Annotated in this window: 16 protein-coding genes; 12 read left to right on the plus strand and 4 right to left on the minus strand. The window is 69.4% G+C overall.

What is annotated here, in order from left to right; genetic code table 11:
• Nucleotides 1-4 precede the first annotated feature (4 nt).
• Genes CQ045_RS12410 through CQ045_RS12420 form a run of 3 tightly spaced genes read left to right on the plus strand, consistent with a single transcriptional unit; the run spans nucleotide 5 to nucleotide 2,135 of the window.
• Nucleotides 5-457 carry a MarR family winged helix-turn-helix transcriptional regulator gene (locus tag CQ045_RS12410; RefSeq protein WP_105724117.1) on the plus strand — a complete coding sequence of 151 codons (453 nt, stop codon included), beginning with the start codon at nucleotides 5-7 and terminating at the stop codon, nucleotides 455-457.
• Between the two features lie 53 nt (nucleotides 458-510).
• Nucleotides 511-1,008, plus strand: a complete 498-nt coding sequence (locus tag CQ045_RS12415) for a MarR family winged helix-turn-helix transcriptional regulator (RefSeq protein WP_105724119.1) — start codon at nucleotides 511-513, stop codon at nucleotides 1,006-1,008.
• A 38-nt stretch (nucleotides 1,009-1,046) separates the two neighbouring features.
• Nucleotides 1,047-2,135, plus strand: a complete 1,089-nt coding sequence (locus CQ045_RS12420; protein ID WP_105724120.1) for an alkene reductase — start codon at nucleotides 1,047-1,049, stop codon at nucleotides 2,133-2,135.
• Here the strand turns inward: CQ045_RS12420 and CQ045_RS12425 are convergent.
• Together CQ045_RS12425 and CQ045_RS12430 are read right to left on the minus strand one after the other, a co-directional pair.
• Nucleotides 2,099-2,431, minus strand: a complete 333-nt coding sequence (locus tag CQ045_RS12425; RefSeq protein ID WP_105724121.1) for a hypothetical protein — start codon at nucleotides 2,429-2,431, stop codon at nucleotides 2,099-2,101. The two genes, CQ045_RS12420 and CQ045_RS12425, sit on opposite strands and share 37 nt — an antisense overlap.
• Nucleotides 2,428-3,213 (minus strand): DNA/RNA non-specific endonuclease, encoded by a 786-nt coding sequence (locus CQ045_RS12430; RefSeq protein ID WP_105724123.1) that lies wholly within the window; start codon nucleotides 3,211-3,213, stop codon nucleotides 2,428-2,430. The genes CQ045_RS12425 and CQ045_RS12430 overlap by 4 nt, the downstream gene beginning before the upstream one ends.
• A 239-nt stretch (nucleotides 3,214-3,452) precedes the next feature.
• On the opposite strand from CQ045_RS12430, the gene CQ045_RS12435 reads away from it, so the two are divergent.
• The 6 genes from CQ045_RS12435 (at nucleotide 3,453) to CQ045_RS12460 (ending at nucleotide 10,407) form a co-directional block, all read left to right on the plus strand.
• Nucleotides 3,453-4,541 carry a LacI family DNA-binding transcriptional regulator gene (locus CQ045_RS12435; protein WP_105724125.1) on the plus strand — a complete coding sequence of 363 codons (1,089 nt, stop codon included), beginning with the start codon at nucleotides 3,453-3,455 and terminating at the stop codon, nucleotides 4,539-4,541.
• The gene (locus tag CQ045_RS12440) at nucleotides 4,538-6,163 is read left to right on the plus strand and encodes an FAD-dependent oxidoreductase (protein ID WP_219844420.1); all 1,626 of its coding nucleotides are present in this window, start codon (nucleotides 4,538-4,540) and stop codon (nucleotides 6,161-6,163) included. Before CQ045_RS12435 ends, CQ045_RS12440 begins: the two co-directional genes overlap by 4 nt.
• 72 nt (nucleotides 6,164-6,235) lie before the next feature.
• Nucleotides 6,236-7,543 (plus strand): sugar ABC transporter substrate-binding protein, encoded by a 1,308-nt coding sequence (locus CQ045_RS12445; RefSeq protein ID WP_105724127.1) that lies wholly within the window; start codon nucleotides 6,236-6,238, stop codon nucleotides 7,541-7,543.
• Between the two features lie 4 nt (nucleotides 7,544-7,547).
• Entirely contained in the window at nucleotides 7,548-8,489 is a 942-nt protein-coding gene (locus CQ045_RS12450) for a carbohydrate ABC transporter permease (protein WP_105724129.1), read from the plus strand.
• Nucleotides 8,479-9,414 carry a carbohydrate ABC transporter permease gene (locus tag CQ045_RS12455; RefSeq protein ID WP_105724131.1) on the plus strand — a complete coding sequence of 312 codons (936 nt, stop codon included), beginning with the start codon at nucleotides 8,479-8,481 and terminating at the stop codon, nucleotides 9,412-9,414. Before CQ045_RS12450 ends, CQ045_RS12455 begins: the two co-directional genes overlap by 11 nt.
• 24 nt (nucleotides 9,415-9,438) lie before the next feature.
• Nucleotides 9,439-10,407 carry an acetylxylan esterase gene (locus CQ045_RS12460; RefSeq protein WP_105724133.1) on the plus strand — a complete coding sequence of 323 codons (969 nt, stop codon included), beginning with the start codon at nucleotides 9,439-9,441 and terminating at the stop codon, nucleotides 10,405-10,407.
• Nucleotides 10,408-10,413: 6 nt separating this feature from the next.
• Here CQ045_RS12460 and CQ045_RS12465 read toward each other — a convergent pair whose 3' ends face one another.
• Nucleotides 10,414-11,121, minus strand: coding sequence for a cache domain-containing protein (locus CQ045_RS12465; protein ID WP_105724134.1), 708 nt, complete (start codon nucleotides 11,119-11,121; stop codon nucleotides 10,414-10,416).
• A gap of 38 nt (nucleotides 11,122-11,159) precedes the next feature.
• On the minus strand, nucleotides 11,160-11,951 hold the full coding sequence (locus CQ045_RS12470) for a FadR/GntR family transcriptional regulator (RefSeq protein WP_105724136.1): 792 nt from the start codon (nucleotides 11,949-11,951) through the stop codon (nucleotides 11,160-11,162).
• Between the two features lie 117 nt (nucleotides 11,952-12,068).
• Between CQ045_RS12470 and CQ045_RS12475 the strand changes: the two genes are divergently transcribed.
• The 3 genes from CQ045_RS12475 (at nucleotide 12,069) to CQ045_RS12485 (ending at nucleotide 15,277) form a co-directional block, all read left to right on the plus strand.
• Nucleotides 12,069-13,136, plus strand: a complete 1,068-nt coding sequence (locus tag CQ045_RS12475) for an ABC transporter ATP-binding protein (RefSeq protein ID WP_105724138.1) — start codon at nucleotides 12,069-12,071, stop codon at nucleotides 13,134-13,136.
• Between the two features lie 52 nt (nucleotides 13,137-13,188).
• The gene (locus tag CQ045_RS12480; protein WP_105724140.1) at nucleotides 13,189-14,373 is read left to right on the plus strand and encodes an extracellular solute-binding protein; all 1,185 of its coding nucleotides are present in this window, start codon (nucleotides 13,189-13,191) and stop codon (nucleotides 14,371-14,373) included.
• Between the two features lie 76 nt (nucleotides 14,374-14,449).
• Nucleotides 14,450-15,277 (plus strand): ABC transporter permease, encoded by an 828-nt coding sequence (locus tag CQ045_RS12485; protein WP_105724142.1) that lies wholly within the window; start codon nucleotides 14,450-14,452, stop codon nucleotides 15,275-15,277.
• Nucleotides 15,278-15,281: the final 4 nt, after the last annotated feature.

The following is a 15,281-nucleotide window of genomic DNA, read 5'->3' on the forward strand; positions in this document are numbered from 1 at the left end:
GGACATGACCTCCGGAGTGGTCGCGGCGACGGACGTCGACACCGCACTCGGCGACCTCCAGGCGCATCTGAATCTCATCTTCGCGAGGACCAGATCGCTCTGGAAGGAGTCGGCAGCCCGGGTCCACCCCGAGCTGCAGGTCGGCGGATACAAGCTGCTGACCTTCATCGACCGGGCAGGAACCGCGAACGCGCACGAGCTGGCCGAACGGTTCGAGATGGACAAGTCCGTCATCAGTCGTCAGGTGCGGATGCTCGAGGAGCTGGAGCTTCTCGAGTCCCGCCCGGACGAGCGCGACGGCCGGCTCCGGGTGCTGAGTGCGACGCCCTCGGCCTGCGCCGCGCTCGCCGAGGTCCGCCGCGAGTACGGCACCCGCCTGCAGGCCGTGGTCGACGAGCTGACCCCCGCCGAGATCCAGGCCGCATCCAAGGTCTTCCGTCTTCTCGCCGAGGTCTGAGTGAAGCCCCGCTGTCGCGAACGACAGCGGGGCTTCGCCGTACACTGGCGAGCATGAGCGCCTCTCCCGACGCCCCCGCCGATCCTCCTGCATCCGCCTCTGAAGAGGATCTTCTGGGCGGAGCGGACCTCGATCAGGCCGTCACCAGGGTCGAGCAGGAACTCGGTCGACTCTTCGCCCGCATCCGTATCAGCTGGCGCGAGGCCGCGGCGACCGTGCATCCCGATCTGCAGCCGCTCGGCTACCAGGTGCTCACCTCGATCGCCGCGGGCAAGGCGACCTCTGCCGGCGCGATCATCGAACGGCTGCAGACCGACAAGTCGGCGGTGAGCCGGCAGGTGCGTCAGCTCGAGCAGCTCGGACTGGTCGAGAGCGTGCAGGATCCGGAGGACCGCCGCGCGCGTGTCCTCGTCGCGACCGACCTGGCGCAGGAGCGCATCGCCGTCGCCCGCTCCCGCTACGAGGGGCGCATCGGCGAGCGGCTGCGCAAGTGGACGGCAGCCGACCTCGACCACTTCGCTGAACTTCTCTCCGCGCTCGGCGGCAACTGAGGGGAATACGCGACCCGCCCCGGGCCTTACCTCCCACTGTGACTCTCTACGATCCGGCCGTCTTCGGCGCCCTGCAGCTGTCCAATCGCGTCGTCATGGCGCCGCTCACCCGCACCCGCGCGGACGACGACGGCGTGCCCACCGAGGTGATGGTGGAGTACTACCGGCAGCGCGCGGGTCAGGGCCTCATCATCTCCGAGGGCACGTGGCCGGCTGCCGAAGGCAAGTCCTATTCTGGGCAGCCGGGCATCGTCACGTCGGCGCAGATCGAGGGGTGGCGGCCCGTCACCGCAGCGGTGCACGACGCCGGCGGGACCATCGTCATGCAGCTGATGCACGGCGGACGAGTCGGACACCCGGCAATCTCCGGGCAGCCGCGCGTCGTCGCCCCCAGCGCGCTCGCCGCTCCCGGGCAGACGCGCACGCCGCAGGGCAAGGCCGATCTGCCGGTCGCGCACGCGCTGACCCTCGACGAGATCCCCGAGGTCGTCGAGCAGTTCGCCCAGGCCGCACGCAACGCGATCGCCGCGGGCTTCGACGGCGTCGAGGTGCACGGCGCCAACGGCTACCTGGTGCACGAGTTCCTCTCGCCGATCTCGAACGTCCGCGACGACCGGTACGGCGGGTCGCCCGAGAACCGCGCCCGCTTCGCGATCGAGGTCACCGCCGCCGTCGCCGCCGCCGTGGGGGCCGATCGCACCGGCATCCGGCTCTCTCCGCAGCACAACATCCAGGGTGTTCTGGAAGAGGATGACGCGGACGTCCGCGCGACCTACACCGCCGTCGCCGAAGGACTCGCACCGCTCGGACTCGCCTTCGTCGACGTGCTCAGCGCCGCACCGACGAGCGAGCTCGTCCAGCACATCCGACGCACGGTGGGAGCGCCCCTGATCATCAACACGGGCTTCGGCGTCGTCACGGCGCGGGAGGACGCCGAGGCGCTGGTCGCCGACGGATGGGCGGATGCTGTCGCCGCCGGACGCCCCGTGATCGCCAATCCCGACCTGGTCGAGCGCTGGCGTGAGGGCGCCGAGCTCAACGACCCGCGCCCCGAGCTCTTCTACGGGCGCACGACCGAGGGGTACACCGACTACCCGTCGCTGGAGGGCGTGCGCGCCGGGGTCTGAGAGCCCGCCGGCAGGCGCGTGACAGCGAGGTCGACCGCGGGCAGAGCGTCCCGCGGAACCACGGCCGTGCACACGACGTGCTCGTCGACGCGGAACCCGATGCTGTAGACGAACGGGTCGGTGTCGATCTGCAACCCGGGGTGATCGCGTCCGTCGACCTCGACCGAGGCGTCCGACACGGCGGTGGTCGTGGCGGCCCACGCGTCGTCGTCGGCGCGCGGATCCCACGAGAGCCCGAGCTCCTCGCGGAACCGGTTGCGCAGAATGTGGTTGGTGTGGTCGACGAGCTGCGTCACAACAGGATGTCGGCTGCAGTGTCCAGACTCCGCCATCCCGTCTCGCGGACTCCCCGTTGCTCCCGCACATCCGCGTCGGTCAACGGGCCGAGGTCGATGCCGGTCAGTGCGGCGATGTCGGCGATGGGCACCTGGAACGTGCGGAAGGCTCCGAGCGGAGGCACGGCGAGCGTCTGGTCCCGGGGGTCGACGAGCTCGGACTGGTCGAGCACGAACCCGGCCGCGGCGAGTCCGTCCGGCCCCTGCCAGGCAGCGACCTTCCAGAACCGGAGCGGGACCCGGATGCCGCGGTACGGCGGGTCGTCGTCGGCCAGGACCGGAGCGGTGAAGACCGAGACGCGCTGGTCGGTCGTCTCGGCGTAGGCCAGCACGTGGTCTTCGAGGCCGAGCCAGAGGTCTTTGGACTGGTTGAAGCCGGCGGCCTGCGGCGCGGCGTTCGGGTAGAAGAAGGTCGCCTCGGTGGCGGCGCGAGCCGCGTCGACCGGGCCCCACCCCGGGTCGCGCCGGCGCACGAGGTGCCCGCGGTCGAGATCGTTGCGGGCATACACCGCCGGTCCGGTCTGCTCGGCGGCCGGCACGCGCTCGTCGAGTCGCCAGTCGCCCGTGCGCGGCAGGTCCTGCAGTGCGGCCCCGTCGATGTTCACGGCGGTGACCGCGGCGAGTCGCCGCCGCGGATCGAGCAGCACCGTGAAGCGCGGATAGGGGAGCGGGTGCACGGCCTGTGCAGGGCGAGGGAGCGGCAGGGGCGTCCCAAGGAAGTGCGGGTCGTAGCCGTCGGTCATGCTCCCATCGTGCCCGGGGTCTCCGACGCGCGCACCCGCCGCTTCATAATGCGTATGATCCGACCGCGCATCCGCTGATCGCCGCGGGATGCCGTCGCCCGCCACGAGCGGGGATCGCGGACGGAGCATCCGGACGCATCACAAATAATGCGCATTATCATCTTGACCCGCCGCGACCGCAGCGCCGAGACTCAGGTGTCGTTCGGGTGAAGGACCCGACAGCTGATCGAGGAGGATCGATGCCGCGTCGTCGCTTCACCCAGGCCGATGTCGCCGCCATGGCGGGCGTCAGTCAATCGACGGTGAGCTTCGTGCTCAACGGAAGCGCCCCCGCCGGCGTGCGCATCTCGGAGGAGACGCGGAGCCGGGTGATCGAGGCGATGCGCATCACCGGCTACTCGGCCAACCCGATGGCTCAGCGCCTGGCCGGAGGGCGCAACCAGATCCTCGGGGTGTTCACCTACGAGAAGACGTTCCCGCGCGGTGGTCAGGACTTCTACGGCGGATTCCTCAACGGCATCGAGCAGGCGGCCGAGCAGCTGGGCGTCGACATGCTGCTGTTCACCTCGGCCCGAGTGGTCGACGGGCGGCGACGGCTCACGCGCGACGGGTGGCAGCGGCTGGGCATCGCCGACGGCTGCCTGCTGCTCGGACAGCAGGAGGATCAGAGCGAGCTGCAGCACCTCCTCGACACCAACTATCCGTTCGTGTTCATCGGGAAGCGGACCAGCGAGGGACGGATGCTGCCGTTCGTCGGGGCCGACTACGTCGAAGCCACCGCCCGCCAGGTGTCGCGCCTGACCGCACTCGGCCACACCCGTATCGGCTATGCCGGACCGCGGGGCACCGATCAGCCCACACTCGACCGCATCGAGGGGTACACCCGCGCGATGCGCGAGGCGGGACTGCCGCTTCGACTCGTCGACGTCGACGACGTCACCGACGCCGCCGACGAGATCGTCGAGCGGGGGCTCACCGCGATCCTCGTCGCCCCGGAGCACCACCCCGAAGAGCTCGCCGACGAACTCGCCGCGCGTGGGCGGCCCGTCCCGCAGCACGTCTCGATGCTGCTGCTCGGCCAGCCGCTGCACCCCCGCAAGGGCGGACGCTCCTGGTCGGGCTTCGTCGTGCCCCGCGAGGAGATGGGCGCCCGCGCCGTCGTGCTGCTCTCCCGGATCGTCGAGCAGGAGTCTCGTGCCGAGGGCGCCTCCCGTCGAGAGCCCGTGCTCGACGACGCCGACTACCACCAGCTTCTTCCCTGCCCCGACGTCGACGGCGCAACGATCGCCGACGTCGTCTCCTCATCCTCCGAAAGGAACCCCGCGTGACCCAGCACGACATCCACACCGACATCCTCATCGTCGGAGCAGGGCTCGGCGGCGTCGCCGCCGCCCTCGCTGCCGCGGATCGAGGTGCCCGCGTCGTGCTGACGGAGGAGTTCCCATGGATCGGCGGGCAGCTCACGTCGCAGGCGGTTCCGCCGGATGAGCACCCGTGGGTCGAGGAGTTCGGGATCACGGCACGCTACCGTGCGCTGCGCGACGGCATCCGCGATGTGTACCGGCGCCGATACCCGCTGACCGACGCTGCGCGAGACCGCGATGAGCTGAACCCCGGCGCCGGCTGGGTGTCGAAGCTCTGCCACGAGCCCCGCATCGCGGTCGGCGTGCTCGAGGAGATGCTCGCTCCCCATCGCTCGACCGGACGGATCCGACTTCTCGAGCGGGTGCGCCCGATCGCGGCGACCACCGACGGCGACGCGGTCCGCGCGGTGACCCTCTCCTCGGTGGTCGACGGCGGCGAGACGGTCGTGCACGCCCGGTTCGTGCTGGACGCGACCGAGACCGGCGAGCTGCTGCCGCTGGCCGGTGTGGAGCACGTCACCGGCTTCGAGTCCCGCGCCGAGACCGGAGAGCCGAGCGCTCCCGAGCGGGCGCAGCCCGACAACGTGCAGGCGTTCAGCGTCTGCTTCGCGATCGATCACGTCGAAGGTGACCACACCGTTCCGCGCCCGGCCGAGTACGACTTCTGGCGCGAGTACGCGCCGGCCGCCTGGCAGGGGGAGCGGATGCTCTCCTGGCAGGCGCCGAACCCGCGCACGCTCGAGATCGGCACCCGTGGGTTCGCCCCCAACCCCGGAGACGATGTGCTCGACGTCGACGCCGATCAGTCCCGCAACGCCGGCGACGCCAACCTCTGGACCTTCCGGCGCATCGCGGCGCGCGATCTCTTCGCCGACGGGTTCTACGAGAGCGACATCTGCCTGGTCAACTGGCCGAGCATCGACTACTTCCTCGCCCCCGTGCTGACGGCGGACCGCGAGGAGGAGACCGCGCACTACGAACGCGCCCGTCAGCTCAGCCTCTCGATGGTGCACTGGATGCAGACCGAGGCTCCTCGCCCCGACGGCGGTTTCGGTTTCCCCGGGCTGCGCCTCCGCCCCGACGTGATGGGCTCGGAGGACGGCCTCGCGCAGGCCCCGTATCACCGGGAATCCCGCCGCATCCGCGCGCTCACCACGATCACCGAGAACGATGTCTCCTACGCCGTCCGCGGCGACGACGGGGCGACGCGCTACCGCGATTCCGTCGGCGTCGGGATGTACCGGATCGACCTCCACCCCTCGACCGGGGGCGATACGTACATCGACGTCGCCTCCACCCCGTTCGAGATCCCGCTCGGCGCGCTGATCCCGCAGCGGATGACGAACCTGCTCGCGGCGAACAAGAACATCGGCACCACGCACATCACCAACGGCTGCTACCGACTGCACCCCGTGGAGTGGAACATCGGAGAGGCCGCAGGACACCTCGCCGCGTACTGCCTCGCCGAGGACACCGCCCCGCACGCTGTGCATGCCGACGACGCCCTTCTCGCCGACTACCAGCGCGAGCTCGACGAGACCGGCGTCGAGCGGCACTGGCCGGAGGGACGAGCCCATGCCTACTGACCCGACGCCGATCCCCTCCCGCAGCACCTGCCCGATCACCGAGAACCCGATCATCACCACGAAGGAGTGAGCATGACCCCCCACATGAAGCGCCGCGCGCGCACCGCGATGGCCCTGGGCGGCGGCATCGCCGCCACCGCCCTCGTCCTCGCCGGATGCAGCGGCAGCCCTGACGCCGCAGAGACCCCCGACGAGCCCGTGGCTCTGCGGATGACCGTCTGGACGGCCGACGAGACCCAGCTGGCGATGTTCCAGGAGATCGCCGACGCCTACGTCGCCGACAACCCGGAGCTCGTCTCGGAGGTCTCCTTCGAGCCGATCCCGTTCGAGGACTACACCACCACCCTCACCACCCAGCTCGCCGGCGGCAACGCCCCCGATCTCGGCTGGATCCTGGAGAGCTACGCGCCGGAGTTCGTCTCGTCGGGCGCGCTGGCCGACATCACCGACACGCTGAAGGACACCGAGGGCTACGACTACGACGACCTGGTGGAGTCGTCCCTCGCACTGTGGCAGCAGGACGATCGGCTCTATGCCTACCCGTTCTCGAACAGCCCCTTCGCGATGTTCGTGAACACCGACCAGGTGGCAGCCGCCGGCCAGCCGAACCCGGCCGATCTGGTCGCATCCGGCGACTGGACCTACGACGCCGCGCGGGACATCTCGGCTGCGGCCGCGCAGTCGTCCGGCAAGCAGGGCCTCGTGGTGCGCGACTTCGACTACCGCGTCTGGGAGAACCTGGCCAGCATCTGGGGCGGCTGGGGTGCAGCACCCTGGAGCGCGGACGGCAGCGAATGCACGCTGACCGACCCTGAGATGGTCGACGCGCTCACCTGGATCCACGACGCCGCGTTCGTCGACAAGGCCATGCCCGGCCCGGGTGTGACGGCCGACTTCTTCGCCGGGGACGCCGCGATGACGATCACGCAGATCAGCCGCGCCTCGGCGCTCGACGACTCGTTCGCGTGGGACATCGTGCCTCTTCCGGCCGGTCCTGAGAGCCAGCAGAACGTGATCGGCCAGGCCGGCATCGGGGTGTTCGCCAACGCGAAGCATCCGGAGGTCGCCGCCGACTTCCTCGCCTACTTCACCAACCCGGAGAACGCGGAGAAGCTCGCGACGTACTTCCCGCCGCCCCGGGAGTCGCTGCTGAACGCCGAGACCCTCGCAGCGGCGAACCCGCGACTGAGCGAGGAGCAGCTGCAGGCCGTCGTGGTCGAGGGGATCCAGGACGCGATCACCAAGCCGGCGCACGTCAACTTCGCGAAGCTGCAGGATGCGGTGCGTGCCGAGCTCGACGCCCTCTGGGTCGCCGACGCCGATGTCGAAGCGGTGCTCACCTCGACCTGCGAAGCGATCGCACCGCTGCTGGAGGGCTGATCGGATGACCGCATCCGCCCTCCAGGCGGTCGACACCGCGGAGCGGAGGGGACTCCGTCCTCGCCGCTCCGCGGTGGCCCGCCGTGACTGGATCGTCGGCTACACGATGGTCGCGCCGGTGGTGCTCGGTTCACTCGCCTTCGTGATCGCGCCGCTCGTCGCCGTCGTCTGGTTCTCGCTGCACGACTGGAACGTGCTGGCCAACACCTTCGTGTTCGCCGGCGCCGACAACTACGAGCGGATGCTGACCGACCCCGGCCTGCACAACTCCCTGCTGGTGAGCCTGTGGTTCTCGATCGGGCTCGTCGTGCTGAACATCACCCTCGCGCTGTTCCTCGCCGTGCTGCTCAACCAGAAGCTCCCCGGCACCACGACGTTCCGCACCTTCTTCTTCTCGCCCGTGGTCGTCTCGCTCGTCGCCTGGACCATCGTGTGGAGCTTCCTCCTGCAGGCGGACGGCGGGATCAACGGCTTCCTCTCCCTGCTCGGCATCGAGGGACCGAACTGGCTCCGTGGAGACGTCACCGCCATGATCGCGGTGATCGTCGTGCAGGTGTTCAAGAACGTCGGTCTCAACATGATCCTCTTCCTCGCCGCGCTCCAGGCGGTGCCGGAGGAGATCAGCGAGGCCGCCCGCATCGACGGTGCCGGCGCGTGGCGGCGGTTCCGCTCGATCACGATGCCGATGATCAGCCCCACGATCCTGCTCGTGATGATCCTCACCATCGTCGGCTCGCTCGAGGTCTTCGCCCAGATCGCCGTCCTCACCGGCGGCGGCCCCGGCAATTCGACGACCGTGCTCGTGTACTACCTGTATCAGCAGGCCTTCCGTTTCAACGACTTCGGCTACGCGAGTGCGATCGCGGTGCTGCTGTTCTTCATCGTCCTGGTGCTGACCCTCATCCAGTGGCAGACCAGGAGGAGGTGGGTGTTCCATGAGAACTGACATCGACGACCGCGTGCCGACCGCCGACGTCACCACGCGTGCCGTCGTCACCGGTGGCGACGCACGCCGGATCCGCCCGAGCGGGGCGAAGACCAAGCGCCGCTGGATCGGTGCCGGGCTGATCGCCCTCATGGCGGTGCTGAGCATCCCGTTCGTGTTCCCCACCCTGTGGATGGTCACCAGCAGCTTCAAGCCGATGAGCGAGATCCTGCAGAAGGTGCCGACGCTGTGGCCGCAGGATCCGACCGTCTCCGCCTACGGCGAGGTCTTCCGTCTGCAGCCGTTCGCCCAGCAGTACTGGAACAGCCTCTACATCGCGGCTCTCGTCACGGTGGGCACGATGCTGGTGGCGGCGATGGCCGGATACGCGTTCGCGAGGATCCGCTTCCCCGGCGCCAACGCGCTGTTCCTCGTCGTGCTGGTCGGACTGCTGGTCCCCAGCGAGGTGACGATCGTGCCGCTGTTCCGCTTCGTGAACGGGCTCGGACTCATCGACACGCACTGGCCGCTCATCGTCGTGCCGATCTTCGGAGCGCCCGCGGTGCTCGCGGTGTTCATCATGCGGCAGTTCTTCCTCGGGCTCCCCGGCGAGCTCGAGGAGGCCGGCCGGATGGACGGGCTCGGACGCTGGGGCATCTTCTGGCGCATCGCGTTCCCGCTCTCGCGCTCCGCGCTGGCCGCCGTCGCGATCTTCACCTTCCTGAAGTCGTGGAACCTGTACCTGGAGCCGATCGTCTACCTCTCGAGCAAGGACATGTTCACGCTGCCGCAGGCGCTGACCCAGTACGTCGACGCCTACGGCGGGCCGATGTGGAACGTGCAGCTCGCTGCGACGACGCTCACGGTCGTGCCGGTGCTGCTGGTGTTCCTCGTCGCCCAGAAGCAGTTCGTGCAGGGGCTGGCGAACACCGGGCTCAAGGGCTGAGGTCCGGCCTGGAAGGATGCTGTCATGCCTCGCTTCGATCTGAGCCCTGAAGAGCTGCGCGTATACCGGCCCGAGGTCGTCGAACCCGATGACTTCGACGACTTCTGGTCCGCCACGCTGCGGGAGTCGCGCGAGCGGGCCCAGCCGGTACGGCTGCGGCGGGTGGAGTCGCCGCTGCGCGCGGTGGAGGTGCACGACGTGACCTTCTCCGGCTTCGACGGCGACCCCGTCCGCGCCTGGCTGACGCGGCCGGCGGGTGCCCGTGGGCCTCTTCCCGCGGTCGTCGAATACAACGGCTACGGCGGCGGGAGGGGACTCCCGCACGAGCGGCTCGCCTGGGCGGCATCCGGATTCGCGCATCTGTTCATGGACACCCGCGGGCAGGGCGCGGGGTGGGGCACGGGTGGTGACACTCCCGATCCCCACGGCGCAGGACCGTCATCGCCCGGGTTCATGACCCGCGGCATCCTGAACCCCGCCGAGTACTACTACCGCCGCGTCTTCACCGACGGCGCGCTCGCCGTCGATGCCGTGCGCACCCTCGAGGGGATCGATCCGGACCGGGTGGCGGTGACCGGCGCGAGTCAGGGCGGCGGCATCGCCATCGCGGTCGCCGGATTGGTCGGCGGCCTGACGGCCGCGATGCCGGATGTGCCGTTCCTGTGCCACTTCGGGCGCGCGGTCGGGATGACCGAGCGTGATCCGTATCAGGAGATCGTGCGCTACCTCTCGGTGCGGCGCGGCGATGCAGCGGCCGTCTTCGACACGCTCTCGTACTTCGACGGCGTGAACTTCGCGAAGCGCGCGACGGCGCCCGCTCTGTTCTCGGTGGCTCTCCTCGATCAGGTCTGCCCTCCGTCCACCGTGTACGCGGCCCGGAACACCTGGGCGGGCACGGCCGACATCGAGGAGTACGCCTTCAACGGACACGAGGGCGGACTCGGCGTGCAGTGGGAGCGGCAGGCGTCGTTCCTGTCCGGGATCCTCGGGTAGCGATCCTCAGGACGGGTCGACGATGACGTCGAGCGCGACGCCCTCGCAGGCGACGCGGGGGAGGTCGGCGAGACCGCTGCCGCGCACCGAATCGCCGGTCGCCCAGCGGGGGTCGGTCGACACGACGACCCGGCCGACGCCGTTGGTCAAGGTGACCTCGCGCCCCAGGGCGGCGAACCGAGGAGTCAGATCCCGCTCGACGGCGGCGACGAGCAGGTCGAGTCCGGCGACGCCGATCCGCAGCCCGTCCACCTCGGCGGGCACGGCGATCGTGATCGTGTACTCGTCGCTGCAGAGGTAGTCGACGTAGGGACCGGCGACGTGCGGCTCACCGGTGGCCATCGGCACCCGGTACCACTCGAGCGCGCTGTAGTCGATGTTCTCCTTGTTGACCGACTGCGAGGCCAGGACGAGCTGCCGGCGGTCCTCCCCCTGCCACCAGGAGAGGTGCCCGTGGGCGTCGGAGAGCAGGTCGATCGCGGCGATGAACCCGGCGCCGTAGACGGGAACGCCGCGGAGACCGAGCGTGGCCAGGGCGTGGGGCTTCACGAGCGCATCGACCTTCGAGCGCGTGAGCGGGCCGGAGGACTTCGCCTCGGACGCCTGGGCGGCGAACGGCTCCACCCAGTCGACGAGTGCGCGTACGGGCGCGGAGAAGTAGTCCTCCACGATCGAGGCTGCTGCCTGGATGGCGGTGTCGGTTGCTGTGTTCATCGCGTCCTCCTGTGCACGTCGATGCGGGTTCTGTGGGTCTAGCCGGTGGTCGCCTGAAGGCGGATCAGAGCGTCGATGGTCTCGGCGGCCATGAGTTCGGTCCTCGCCCCCGCGGCATCCGGATCGCCGGCCTCGACGGCGTCGATGACGGCGGTGAGGTGCGCGGCCTGGCGTCGCAGATTCTCGGTCTCGTGCGCGACCAGACGCAGGTACGGCGAGAGCTCGGCCTGGAGCTTCATCTGCTCCCTCGTCAGTCGCGCCGACTGGCTCAGCGCCACGATCTCGATCTGCACGTCATCGAGCAGACGCCGCTGCTGCTCGCCGTCGAGCTCCTCGATCCGCTCCAGCCGACGGCGCACCTGCTGCGTCTCGCTGGGGTCGGCGCGACGCGCCGCGAGCCGCACGCAGGCGCCGGTGATGGCGGCGTAGTGCGCACCGAGATCGCGCAGTGCGAGGCGGGACGTGCCGCGCACGGCCTCCCGGGCGAACGTCAGCGGGTCGGCGTGCTCGGCGACGAAACTGCCGCCGTTGCGGCCGCGCCGCGTGACGACGAGGCCGCGACCGCGCAGCGCGAGAAGGGCTTCGCGCACGGTCACCGGGGCGACGCCGAGGCTCTTTCCGAGGTCGGCTTCGGAGGGGAGGCGCTCGCCGGCGCTGAGGTGCCCGCGGGTGATCGCGTCGACCAGTCGGCGCTCGACGAGCTCCGCGCGCCCCTCGTCGCCGATCGGCTGGAACAGAGATCCCTGCAGGCGGTGCGGATGCTGGTGCTCATCGGGCTCGGAGGAGCTCTTCGCCGTGGTGTGCGTGTGCGTCGTCGCGCTCGATCCCATGGTGCGATTCTCCCCTCCTCGCTCACCATACCCAAGAAATCCGCTGTTGACATATTACCTCTGGGTTTATATGTTTTGGAGATCTTCCGAGTTCGACGATGTTCCGAGGAGCGCGAGATGATCGCCACGGCACCCGCAGCACCCGCAGCCCCCGAGGCGACCCGCCCCGACGGGACGGTGACCCTGAGCGGGGTCACCAAGTCGTTCGGCGAGTTCACCGCCGTCCGCGACCTCGACCTCGAGGTCGCCTCGGGGGAGTTCCTGTCGATGCTCGGACCGTCGGGTTCGGGCAAGACGACGGTGCTCCGCATGATCGCGGGCTTCGAAGACGCCACCGGCGGCACCATCCGACTCTCCGGGGTCGACGTGACCCGCACGCCGCCGCACGCCCGACCGGTGAACACCGTCTTCCAGGATTACGCGCTCTTCCCGCACCTGACCATCGCCGACAACGTCGGCTACGGACTCCGCGTCCGCGGCGAGGGCAAGAGCGCCCGCGCCGCGCGGGTGCAGGCCTCGCTGGAGCAGGTGCGGCTCGATCACGTCGCCGACCGCCTGCCGCACCAGTTGTCGGGTGGCCAGCGCCAGCGCATCGCCCTGGCCCGCGCGCTCATCCTGCGCCCCCAGGTGCTCCTGCTCGACGAGCCGCTCGGAGCGCTCGACAAGCAGCTCCGCGAGCAGATGCAGATCGAGCTCAAGCAGATTCAGCGCGAGGTCGGCATCACCTTCATCTTCGTCACCCATGACCAGGAGGAGGCACTCACGCTGAGCGACCGCGTCGCCGTGTTCAACGGCGGCCGGATCGAGCAGGTCGGCACCGCGCGCGACGTGTACGAGCGTCCGCAGACGGAGTTCGTCGCACGCTTCCTCGGCCTGTCGAACCTGATCGGCGGCGAGCTCGCCGAGAGCCTGACCGGCGATCGGCGGACGATGAGCGTGCGTCCGGAGCGGATGCGCCTGGCGGGCCCGGATGCTGCGCTCGCCGACGGCGAGGTCGGCCTCTCCGGAACGATCACCGAAGTCGTCTACACCGGACCGGCGACCCGCTACCTGATCTCGACCGAGGCGGGCATCGACCTCATCGCCGAGCGCCCGAACGCCCGCCACTTCGCCGACGGCGATCTCGGCCGAGGACACCACGTCCGTGCCGTCTGGTCACCCGACCACGCGGCTCGGCTTCCCTGAAACACCGCAACACCCATGCACACCTGCAGCACCGATCACGAAGGAGCGATCCATGCGTAAGAAGATCCTGGCGACCTCGGCGATGGCGGCCGTCGCCGCCCTCGCCCTGTCCGGCTGTTCCGCCGGAGGAGAGACGACGTCGGAAGGTTCCGGCGGCCTCCAGATCGACGTCCCCGACATCGCGATGCAGGAGACGCTCGGCGACTACGAGGGCGAGGTCAACATCGTCGCCTGGAGCGGGTTCGTCGAGGCCGACTGGAGCGATGCCTTCACCGAAGAGACCGGCTGCGTCGTGAACCGCCGCGTCGCCGGCACCAGCGACGAGATGGTCCAGCTCATGCGGACCGGCGACTACGACCTGGTCTCGGCCTCGGGCGACGCGAGCCTGCGCCTGATCGCAGGTGGCGACGTGCAGCCGCTCAACCTCGAGCTCATCCCGAACTTCGGCGACGACATCGTCGAGGGCATGAAGGGGCAGATCTACGACACGATCAACGGCAAGTCCTACGGCATCCCGATCGGTCGCGGCGCGAACATCCTCCAGTACAACAGCGAGGTCGTCACCGAGGAGCCCACCAGCTGGGACATCGCCTGGGAGAAGGACAGCCCGTACGCCGGCAAGGTCATCGCCTACGACGCCCCGATCTACATCGCCGACGCCGCGGTGTACCTGATGGCGCACGAGCCCGACCTCGGCATCACCAACCCGTACGCGCTCGACCAGGAGCAGCTGGATGCCGCGATCGACCTGCTCAAGCAGCAGAACGACATCGTCTCCGAGTACTGGTCCGACCCCGCCGCGCAGATCACCTCGTTCGCGGGCGGCACCACGGTGCTCGGAACCTCGTGGGAGGTGCTGCGCAAGCTCACCGAGGACGACAAGTTCAAGAGCGTGCTGCCCGAGGAGGGCTCGACCGGCTGGTCGGACGCCTGGATGCTGGCGACGGAGTCGAAGAACCCGAACTGCGCGTACGCGTGGATGGACTACTCGTCCTCGCCCGAGGTGAACGGCGCGATCGCGATGAACTTCGGCATGGCACCGGCGAACGCCGCGTTCTGCGAGACCGGCGACGAGGCGAAGGCGCACTGCGACTACTTCAACGCCACGGACGAGGAGTACTTCAAGAACGTGTGGTTCTGGACGACTCCGATCGAGCAGTGCATCGACGGCCGCACGGACGTCACCTGCACCAACTTCCAGCAGTGGACGGACGCCTGGCTCTCCGTCAAGGGCTGACCCGTGACGAGGGGGCGGGTCTCGCGGCCCGCCCCCTCGCCCCCGCAGATCTTCCGCAACCACGAACGGGATCGACATGAAGCGCCGCCTCCGGATCGCCGGGCTCCTGGCCCTTCCGATGACCTGGCTCATCGGGATCTACATCTTCTCGCTGGTCATGCTCCTCGTGACCGCCTTCTGGATCACCGATCCCTTCACCTCGAAGGTGAAGCCCGGGTTCACGCTGCGCAACTTCGAGCAGCTCTTCGTCAACCCCGCGTACCTGTCGACGTCGTTGCGCACCCTCGGGATCGCGCTCGCCGTGACGGTGCTCGCCATCCTCATCTCCGTCCCCCTCGGCATCTTCATGGCGAAGGTCGCCTCGCCGTGGCTGCGGGCGCTGCTCGCGGTCTCGATCACCCTGCCGCTGTGGGCCGGATACCTGGTGAAGGTGCTCGCGATGCGGATCACGTTCACCGAGCAGGGCTTCGCGAACTGGCTGCTCGCACCCCTCGGGCTCTCCGGCCCCGGCTTCAGCATCCTGACCGTCGTGCTCACCCTCACGTACCTCTGGCTGCCGTACATGGCGGTGCCCGTCTACACCGCGATCCGCCAGGTGCCGCCGAACCTCTTCGACGCCTCCGCCGATCTCGGCGCCGGATCCTGGCGCACGATCGTGGCGGTCGTGCTCCCGCTCATCAAACCGGCTCTGATCGCCGGTTCCGTGTTCACGTTCTCGCTGAGTCTCGGCGACTACCTGGTCGCCCGATTCGTCGGCGGCGACACGCAGATGATCGGCAGCGTGATCGCGTCGAACATCAACCTGAACCCGCCACTGGCGGCCGCGTACTCGCTGGTCCCCATCGCGTTCGTCGTGATCTACCTGGTGAGCGTGCAGCGCACCGGTGCTCTGGAAAGGATGTGAGTCG

It is taken from the genome of Microbacterium sp. MYb66 (assembly GCF_002979435.1).
Lineage (GTDB): Bacteria > Actinomycetota > Actinomycetes > Actinomycetales > Microbacteriaceae > Microbacterium.